9 protein-coding genes are annotated in these 9170 nt (G+C 39.8%); 4 read left to right on the top strand and 5 right to left on the bottom strand.

What is annotated here, in order from left to right:
• On the bottom strand, nt 1–339 hold a 339-nt coding region (locus ACM0OP_RS22790; RefSeq protein WP_414530693.1), incomplete at its 3' end, for a class I SAM-dependent DNA methyltransferase.
• 535 nt (nt 340–874) lie between these two features.
• Between ACM0OP_RS22790 and ACM0OP_RS22785 the strand changes: the two genes are divergently transcribed.
• The 3 genes from ACM0OP_RS22785 (at nt 875) to ACM0OP_RS22775 (ending at nt 4038) form a co-directional block, all read left to right on the top strand.
• Nucleotides 875–1831, top strand: a complete 957-nt coding sequence (locus ACM0OP_RS22785) for an inorganic phosphate transporter (RefSeq protein WP_414530692.1) — start codon at nt 875–877, stop codon at nt 1829–1831.
• Nucleotides 1832–2307: 476 nt separating this feature from the next.
• Nucleotides 2308–2922, top strand: a complete 615-nt coding sequence (locus tag ACM0OP_RS22780) for a GNAT family N-acetyltransferase (protein WP_414530691.1) — start codon at nt 2308–2310, stop codon at nt 2920–2922.
• A gap of 564 nt (nt 2923–3486) precedes the next feature.
• Nucleotides 3487–4038 (top strand): hypothetical protein, encoded by a 552-nt coding sequence (locus ACM0OP_RS22775; protein WP_414530690.1) that lies wholly within the window; start codon nt 3487–3489, stop codon nt 4036–4038.
• A gap of 350 nt (nt 4039–4388) precedes the next feature.
• Here the strand turns inward: ACM0OP_RS22775 and ACM0OP_RS22770 are convergent, their stop codons facing one another.
• Both ACM0OP_RS22770 and ACM0OP_RS22765 read right to left on the bottom strand, forming a co-directional pair.
• A complete protein-coding gene (locus ACM0OP_RS22770; protein ID WP_414530695.1) occupies nt 4389–5540 on the bottom strand; it encodes a histidinol-phosphate transaminase in 1152 nt (383 codons plus the stop codon).
• Nucleotides 5541–5624: 84 nt separating this feature from the next.
• A complete protein-coding gene (locus ACM0OP_RS22765) occupies nt 5625–6266 on the bottom strand; it encodes a YqiA/YcfP family alpha/beta fold hydrolase (RefSeq protein ID WP_414530694.1) in 642 nt (213 codons plus the stop codon).
• A gap of 193 nt (nt 6267–6459) precedes the next feature.
• Here ACM0OP_RS22765 and ACM0OP_RS22760 point away from each other — a divergent pair, with 193 nt between their 5' ends.
• A complete protein-coding gene (locus ACM0OP_RS22760; RefSeq protein WP_414530689.1) occupies nt 6460–6660 on the top strand; it encodes a hypothetical protein in 201 nt (66 codons plus the stop codon).
• A gap of 76 nt (nt 6661–6736) precedes the next feature.
• Here ACM0OP_RS22760 and ACM0OP_RS22755 read toward each other — a convergent pair whose 3' ends face one another.
• A complete protein-coding gene (locus tag ACM0OP_RS22755; RefSeq protein WP_414530688.1) occupies nt 6737–6973 on the bottom strand; it encodes a hypothetical protein in 237 nt (78 codons plus the stop codon).
• Nucleotides 6974–7521: 548 nt separating this feature from the next.
• A complete protein-coding gene (pap, locus tag ACM0OP_RS22750; protein ID WP_414530687.1) occupies nt 7522–9027 on the bottom strand; it encodes a polyphosphate:AMP phosphotransferase in 1506 nt (501 codons plus the stop codon).
• Nucleotides 9028–9170: the final 143 nt, after the last annotated feature.

The raw sequence follows: 9170 nt of genomic DNA, 5'->3' as shown, positions 1-9170 counted from the left end.
TGGGAGGTGCGATCGCACCTCTTTTTTTTTACTTGCAATTGGGGATTCAATATATATGAACCGGGGATGGTGGCGATCGCTCACTCTTGCTTTGTGCAGCATTTGAGGAGATAAATCTAACCCAGTACCACGAACATCAGGAAATTCACTTCCTAAGCGCTGAAATAGTCTCCCTGTACCACAACCCATGTCAAGTATGTTGGAGTCTTCAGCTAAATCCACATACTCCAGCAACCGCTTGTGAATGGCTTGATAAATGACTGAAGGAAAAAGCCAATCATAGCTAGATGCCCACCTGTCAAACAGCCGCTTTTTGTTACTGAAAAACTCAACAGTCATAAAATCAATATCCGAAGCTTTTTCAGCCCTCTGTGACTTGGTTTGGCAATCTTATCATGTCCTAACTGCTTTGGTGATAGCTATAGCTGGGATATTTTTGAGTAAAATTGCCTGTTTTACACTTTTAAACCCGAATATTTAAGCTGTGCTTTTAAACCCAATGCATTCTGTCAAAGTTAGAGTGACTATTGCTACCATTCTAATTCCCGTACATTAACAACAGGATTACCCAACAGTTTCCATGTATTTATTAAAAACATTTATTTATGAGGAGTAAATAAATTGTATCATTATCACTGCTTTTGGTCAAACCTAAATTCCCATCTCTTTAGAAAAATTTATTCTGGAAGAAAATTTATATTCCCGCAATTCATGGTGCTATAGAATCTTTATTTAATCGTATGACAGAATATCTGCTGACATGGTATCAAAGTACAGCCAATAGTGCTGCTTAATAGCCAGCAAAATGATCATAATTCAGTCAACTTAGCACTATAGTGGTAGTAGTTGCTATTAACTTTTAACGCCTCCAAAAATGTTTATAATCAGTTTATTTTTGGCTACCCTATTTTTAGCTTATGCTAATGGAGCCAATGACAACTTTAAAGGTGTAGCAACATTGTTTGGTAGCAGAACAACAAGTTATCAAACAGCAATTTTATGGGGAAGCTTTACAACTTTTGCAGGTGCAGTATCTGCTGTTTTTTGGGCAGGGACATTCATCGAAAAATTTACGTCTCAAAATATATTTCCCAATGAGATGGTCAATGCACCAGAAATTCATTTAGCAGTAGCCATTACCACAGGTTTAACGGCGCTAATTGCTGCCCTTACAGGATTCCCCATTTCTACAACCCACAGTATCACAGGGTCGCTACTAGGAGTTGGATTAGTAGCCATTGGACTAAAAGTTAATTTTGCCGCTTTAGAGAAATCCTTTATTTTACCATTATTATTTAACCCTATTATCGCTATTTGTTTGTCCGCAGGAACATATAAATTACTGCGCCATATAAATTTGATATTCAACTGGAAACCCGATCAAAAAGTAATTAATATCTCTCACCTTATTAGTACCGGAATTATCAGTTTTATTAGAGGGTTTAAGGATACACCTAAAATTGTTTCTCTGATTATAATTATTGACTATTTTTCCATTCAGGGAGGAATGCTGACAGTGGCAATGGCTATGGGACTAGGAGGTTTACTCAACTCCCAAAAAATAGCCCAAACCATGAGTGAAAAAATCACATCTATGAACCATAGCCAGGGTTTATCTGCTAACCTAGTAACGGCATTTTTAGTCATAGTATCTAATTATATTGAAATTCCTATTTCTCTAACTCAAGTTTCAGTTAGTTCTATCTTTGGTGTGGGACTTTTGGAAAAACAAGCTAAGAACCGTGTTTTTTATAAAATTTTATTTTCCTGGATTTTAACTTTACCTATCACCACAATCATTAGTGGGATTGTTTATAGGTTATTGCAATGATAGCCAAGGCATAATACTGAGTTTGAGGTTCAAAACTTTGTCATGTCCCTACTCCCCACTCCCTACTCCCTACTCCCTACTCACAATAGTAATCAAAAAAAATCCGTTACCAAAATTGTTACGGGAGTTCTGCCAGTTTGGCATTGTCATAAGATGGTACTTAGTTAAGCTCCTCACACTACACCAAAAGCCTTGCAACATAACGTTGTATGGCTTTTTATTTTGTCTATGATTTACCACACCTGCGTTCAGATGGGTGAGGAACACAGTTCCTGGGGTTGAGAAGTAGTAGTTATACAGGCAAGATATATGGAGGGTGTTAACTTACAGCTAATTTAGTTAAATATCCAGTATTGAGTTAGAATTTCAATGCGAACTCATTTATTTAAGTGAATTTTGCATTTTCACAGAAATTGTAGAGTGTTTTAGGGTATTTGAGTAACTTTTCGTTTAATTAAATCAATACTAAACTAGCCTTGACATCCTGGTTTTTTGATCACTACTACCAAAAGCCTGTCATATCCGCCGCCGAACCAGCTTCTTGGCGATTCCAAATTCGTGCGGCGACACCTGATGATTTGGCTGGTATTTCCCAAATTATTGCCGAAAGCTTTCACGCACATGATGGTTTCTGGGGTTGGGCTTTTCCTCTGCTACGTTTGGGTATTTACGAAGACCTGAAACATCGGTTGTCGTCTCCTGCGCCCCATCATGTTTGTTTGGTTGCTATTGACACTACTGCTGCTTTAAATCCTACTTTAGTGGGAACTGTGGAATTGGGTGTACGTTTCAATGATTCTTGGGTAGCAACGGGTAGGAGTTTTCCTTATCTGTCTAATTTAGCTGTTCACCCCAAATACCGTAGACATGGCGTGGCTTCAAAGTTGCTGACTAGCTGCGAAAAATTTTCTCAGGAGTGGGGATTTGAAGAGTTGTACCTCCATGTGTTGGAAAATAACGATCAGGCGCGGCAACTTTATTTAAAGTTGGGATATGAGGTATATAAATTAGAATCTAACTGGAATAAATTTTTCTTTAGACCCGCCCGACAAATATTGTTGCAGAAACATCTAGGCATTGAAGTTGATTAAATTGTCGAAAAAGTTTGAGAATATATGTAATTTTAAGGTATGGGACGGCGGACAAAATTTCCATCCGCTAATATTCTTCCGGGGGATTCCTATACAGCACTTCCCGGTGTTATGAGGTACAAGAACCCCACCCCCAACACCCTCCCGGCAAGCGATGAGGGGGCTAAGATGTACTTTATATAATTGGAAATCGCTGTAATTGGGTCAAAATTCTTTACTTATGCCAGAATAAAAGTATGCAAATAAAGAAGGAATTTAGCACAGTTTTACAAATAAATGGGGTGAAGGAATATTTGACCCCTCATAGGATCTTTGTATTTATTAATTTATCTTTATAAAATCTTTAAAAAAAATAGCTGGTTGTCGGACAAACAATCACCTAAATCTCATAAAATATGGTTGAGTATTTAGTAATCAAATTGTTTTTTCTATCTTCTTTGCATAAACTAATAAGTTTTGGTGATTAAGAAGATTTCAAAAAAGTTTAAAATTCTAATTTGATTTTACCCAATTTTCTGCTAGAAATACATAACACTAGCAACTTATCTGCAAGTTAGAGAAAACATGGATAGCGAAAGCTACCGACGCTATCAAGCTGCTATGGTATCAACTTACTACCCTGACATTCTTCTGCTAGACCATCTTGTGATGACAGATGGAACTGAGCAGTCATACGCTTCGGATATCCTCACACTGCTGCATAGTGGAAAGGTTTTCGTTGTTAATAGTCGTCAGCGCAATGGTTTGATACTCTTTAAACGCTATCATGCAGAATTTGCGGGGCCGGGTGCAGCTGTGGGCGGAAATTATGATCTTGATTGTGAACGGGTATTGACTATAGGTAATTTGTCTTTACTAACGGCTGAATCTTATGAGGAGCGTCAGAAGGCTTACTTAATTAGACGACAGTGGATTAGGTTAATTAAGCAAATTACAGAACACCCACTACCTCAGCAGCGAGTGCAGAAAATTTTAGATCAATTTGAACAATACTTTCCACTGTTAATGGTGGATCAAATGCCGGATATTGTATTTGCCCTTTTAGTAGGGGTGTTGCCACAAACGGTAGGAACAGTCAGACGTTTGGGTAATAAGTTGGATGGCAAGTTTAATTAGGGCTTGTTGAATAAAGATAAAACCCTTTATTAATAAGGTTTTGGCGGATTTTTATCACAAAAAAGTGCAAGGTTTTAGCTTATGGTGTCTCAAAATACTTGCATTTTTTCTTGTCGGATACAGGAAATTAAAGATACTCAGATAGCTTAAACTGTTCCCTGTTCCCTGTTCCCTACCCCCACTAGAAGACTTTTTCCGCAAACCCTAATTATTAATTCAATGTTTCACTGCACATTTTATCTGATTTTGCTCTAGAGGGGTGGGGAAGACTTGTACTGAGCAGTTCAACCCTGGGACAGACTCCCTACCCTTGGGGACGAGGTTATTTAGATAATCGGCAGATTTCTAGTTCATTTACTGGCAAATTGCTGTAATTCTAAATTTGCTAATGCCGCTTGTATTCTATTGCAGGTATGGGTATTTTCTTCGGGTGTGCCGATAGTAATTCGCAATCCGCCGCTAATTTCGCGGACGAGAGTACCAGAGGCTTTGAGTTTTTGGTGTAGGGTTTTTGTGTTTGGGTTATTTGCTATGAGTCGGAGGAAAATAAAGTTAGCATCACTTTTTGTGATTTGTAAGGCAGGATTTTGGGATAAGATTTCTATGAGTTTGTTTCTTTGATCTAATGTTTGTGATATTGATTGCAGTAAGAGTTGGCTATTTTCCATAGCAATTAAGCCCGCAGCAATGGAGAAGCTCGGAAGGTTATAAGGTAAACGGACTTTTTCTAGGATGGCGATCGCATCTGGATGAGCTATACAATAACCAACACGCATGGCTGCTAACCGGAAGGCTTTAGAAAAAGTGCGTAGAATTACCCAATTAGAACGCTGTGCTATTTCACTAACTAAGGTAGTTTGACTAAATTCAAAGTAGGCTTCATCAATTACTACCAAAATATGTTCACCCAAACTTTTTAACCATGATATTTCTGCCGCAGTTAAACAGTTCCCAGTGGGGGAATTGGGATGTACGATAAAAACTACCCGAATTGGGGGATTTTGAGATTGTTCGATGGCAGATTGGGCAGCTTTTAAGTCAATTTCAAAGTTATCGGGATTTCTATCGACTGTGACAACGGGAATCCCTAATGTTTTGGCTAAAATTCCATACATGGAGAAGGTGGGATTGGCGACTAAAATTGAGCCTTCTCCTCCCAAGCAGGTGGCGATTAATAATGAGCGGATTAGTTCATCTGAACCATTACCTACAGAAATATGGTCAGCAGTAAATACAGAGGATGTCAGGGAGGCTGATTGATTCACGTATTGGGCGATCGCCTCTTTGAGTGTCTGGTGTCCACCGTCAGGATAACGATTGGTTTCAATTAGCTGCTGATATATTTCAGCCAGCTTTTGTTTTAACTCTGGAGGTAAATCATCAGGGCTTTCGTTGGTATCCAGCCGATCCAACTGCATGGGAACTCCTGCGGCTGTGTCACTACTGGGATGGGGTTTATAAGCGGTGAATTTGGCTAAGTCTGACCGGATAAATTTCAGCATAATTTTAGTCATTAGTCATTAGTAATTGTTCAAAGACAAGAAACAAATGACTCAGGTAGTTTATTTGAGGAAGAAGATCATATTTTAAGGTAACTGGCAGAATCGGTAAATTGCTTGCCAAATTTCTACCATGACATTTGCGAGGGCGTGATCGCTTTCGAGTTCTTGTAATTCTACCCAAGGGCGAGTTCGCGCAAATTCCCGACTGGCTGCAATGGGAATTACTTCGTCGTGCTTACCATGCAGTATGAGTGTGGGGATGGGGCGTTGTAATATTGTTTCGGTATACTGAGCGGCATCTGTAACAAAATTGTAGTTTAAAGGTAGCGATCGCTTTTGACCGTAGTGATGAACCATGAGATATTGTTCTTGTTGCCAACGCTGGATTTTTTCCTTTCCCAGGGTGGGTAGCCAGTGGGATAGAAACCCAAAAGCTGGTGCTAGCAAAATCAGCCTTTTTACTTGTGGCGATTGCTGTGCTAAGTAGGCAGATGTTAAACCCCCTAAACTGGAACCAATCAGGGTGATGGGGGTAGAATTATCGGGAAATGTGGCTGCAACTTGAGTTAGCTGGCGGGTGATGGTTAGTTGGGAAAAATCCCCAGCATTCAAATCAGGGATGTTTAGCTTGATCTGCATTTGGCTAAAGCGATTGCTGATTTCCTGCGCTTTTGCAGATTTGGGGCTGGAAGCGAAACCATGTAAGTAAATGTAGTAGTTCACAATATCAAGGGGTTTGCAACTATGATCGCGATCGCCACATTTTAAATACTTAATTTACCTGAAAAGCTGTTTTAGGTAGTAATGAACAATCCTTTTGATAGAGGAAGAAATCCACCATTACTAGATTGTAGATAGATAAATTTATACTTTTTATTTGCTTAAAATAATGTGTATCTTAAATGATCGGAGTGTCGTAATGGCGAAAGATAAAAAACAAAAATCTGATGCTCAAGAAACTACTCCCAGGTCTTCTGGTGGCTATCAAACACCGATTGATCCAGAAATCCGTAAGACTGGTAATGCGGCTGAAAGTGATGCTAAACCTAGTGCTACACCTGAAGCAGCAGGAGAAGATACAGTTGCTGGTAGCCCCAATCAGGGAACTGAATCCCGTTAATTGCTGAAAATGTTTTGTTAAAAAAGGCGATCGCTTAATTAATTACCCTGAGAATGCGATCGCCTCAGTCATAACTTTAAATTACCACTTCTTCCCGTTGGCAATCAAAAACTACTGTAAAAGCCGCATCAGATTTTGTCTGACTTAAGTGCTGCATATAACCCTCAGCATCAGAACGACTACGAAAGCGAGCCACAATTTCCCGTTGTGCATCAGGAAGTAAACGAGCGATCGCCCAAGAATTTAGACGTGCCTTGTAAGCGATTGCTGGAGTTGCTGAACTAGGAGCTTTGTGGTCAATATTTTGTGGCATGATTTATCTTAATTACCTGATTTTTTCTTAACAGCTTTACTGAGTCTTGTGGCAAGGGGTGAGCTAAGACATTTTTTTTATGTTCTGCCACCTTGTTATGCGATTATTTCTAGATTGTCAATACTCTTCGCTACATTTTAGACCCGGTGAGTGAATTTTTTTCCCTAACTATAAAATTCACCGTTTCGATTTGCAACTATGTAAAGAATAATATTTTTCTCATTGCTACTTTTATTACCTCATGCAAGTAGCCCCAGCAAATATAATCACGAATAATTTATGTCTCAAAAAATACTAATCCTTTAGTGCCTTTAGATTCAAATCCTAACTAAATTTTTCAGGTTAAACCTATATACGATACATATATTATCATTAATTTCTTTAGGATCATATTGAGTATTTTATAACACCAATTTAATTCTTTTAAATTAATTAATATTGACTAATTTATACAACAAGTATTTCCCAATCCCCAATCCCCAGTCCCCAATCCCCAGTCCCCAATCCCCAATCCCCAGTCCCCAATCCCCAATCCCCAACCTTAGCTACTAACTGGACTTACGGCGTTTTAATTCCGCCTCAATAGCAGCCACAACAGTTTCAATCACCTTCACCCTGGCATAATACTTGTCATTAGCAGCAACAATTGTCCAAGGAGCTGTAGCGGTGCTAGTACGCTGAATTGCCTGATTTACGGCGACATTGTAATCATTCCACTTTTCCCGATTCCGCCAGTCTTCGTCAGTCAGCTTGTACTGCTTAAAAGGGTCATTTTGGCGAGATTTAAAGCGCTGAAATTGTTCCTCTGGGCTAATGTGTAGCCAAAACTTGACTAAAACATAACCTGCACTGGTTAACTGCGCCTCAAACTCATTAATTTCTCGGTAAGCTCTGCGCCACTCAATTTCCGAAGCAAACCCCTCCACACGCTCCACTAACACCCTTCCATACCAAGAACGGTCAAAAATGCCAATTTTCCCCGCAGTGGGTAATCTTCGCCAAAAACGCCAGAGGTAATGATGAACTTTTTCTTCATCTGTAGGTGCAGCAAAGGGATGAACAAAGTAACTGCGAGGATCAAGAATATCAGTTAGTCGCTTAATGGCTCCGCCTTTACCTGCTGCATCCCAACCCTCAAACATCACCAGTACAGGAATTTCATGCTGGTGGATGCTTAATTGCAACTTGCGTAATTTTACCTGTTCCTTAGCTAATTGCGCTTCGTATTCGGTTTCGGAAAGATTCACACTCAAATCAACTTGTGCAAGTAAGTCTGATTCTGTAGTTTCTAATTCCGTCTGTGGCGGTAAAGCGGGAGCAGGTAGCTGAATTTTCAGCCTATCTAAAGCCGCAGTCAAAGTACCAGCCAAGTGGGTTAATACCTTCACCTGAGCCCAGCGTTCCGAGTCAGCCTCAATTAAAGTCCAAGGCGCAACCCCGGTACTAGTTTGTACCAGCATCTCTTCTGCAAAGGTGGCGTAGCGGTCATAATGTTTGGCTTGCTTCCAGTCTTCCTCTCGCACCCGCCAAGCGGTTAACTCATCTTTGGCGTAGTCTTTTAAGCGACTTTTCAATTCTTTACGACTCAGATGTAACCAAAATTTTGCGATCGCAGCTCCATCATCCACCATTTGGCGCTCAAAGGCGTTAATTTGCCCCATTAATTTCATCACCGGGGGAACTTGGTCAGTTCCGACTCGCTCAAATAAGCGCTCTTCTAAAACATGAGTATACCAACTGTGATAGAAAAAGCTGATACTACCTTGGGCGGGTAGTTTTTCCCAAAATCTCCACAAAAAGGGATATTTGCGTTCTACTTCACTCGGTGGCCAAATCGGATGCACTTTAAATCCGCGCGGGTCCATGTAAGAAACCATTTGCTTCACCAGCGCCCCCTTACCAGAAGCAGCCCATCCTTCCAAGACCACAATTACAGGTAACTTTTTATCCCAACAGGCATTTTGTAATTCCCGTAGTTGATGCATCAGCCTGTCAATTTCTGACTTATAGGTGGATTTATCTAAAGAAAGTGTTAAATCGAGTGTATCCAGCATAGAAACTTTTTTATCTCCGTATTGCTGAATTATGGCATCATACTTATGTTTGTGGTTTGTAGAACATAAATAACAAGCAAAGATACCGGATCAGAAGTGTTGAATGTTAAGAAAGAGGTGATAAAAATAACCCAAAATATGGT

The sequence above is a fragment of the Nodularia chucula CCY0103 genome, from assembly GCF_963923915.1.
GTDB lineage: Bacteria > Cyanobacteriota > Cyanobacteriia > Cyanobacteriales > Nostocaceae > Nodularia > Nodularia chucula.
The sequence above is the reverse complement of the archived record's forward strand: the minus strand, read 5'-3'. Positions and strand labels throughout refer to the sequence as shown.

Bases quoted from the DNA above. Each gene is read 5' to 3' on its own strand.
- ACM0OP_RS22755 (WP_414530688.1), bottom strand. From the start codon at position 6,973: ATGCCACAAAATATTGACCACAAAGCTCCTAGTTCAGCAACTCCAGCA.
- pap (WP_414530687.1), bottom strand. From the start codon at position 9,027: ATGCTGGATACACTCGATTTAACACTTTCTTTAGATAAATCCACCTAT.
- ACM0OP_RS22770 (WP_414530695.1), bottom strand. From the start codon at position 5,540: ATGCTGAAATTTATCCGGTCAGACTTAGCCAAATTCACCGCTTATAAA.
- ACM0OP_RS22775 (WP_414530690.1), top strand. From the start codon at position 3,487: ATGGATAGCGAAAGCTACCGACGCTATCAAGCTGCTATGGTATCAACT.
- ACM0OP_RS22760 (WP_414530689.1), top strand. From the start codon at position 6,460: ATGGCGAAAGATAAAAAACAAAAATCTGATGCTCAAGAAACTACTCCC.
- ACM0OP_RS22785 (WP_414530692.1), top strand. From the start codon at position 875: ATGTTTATAATCAGTTTATTTTTGGCTACCCTATTTTTAGCTTATGCT.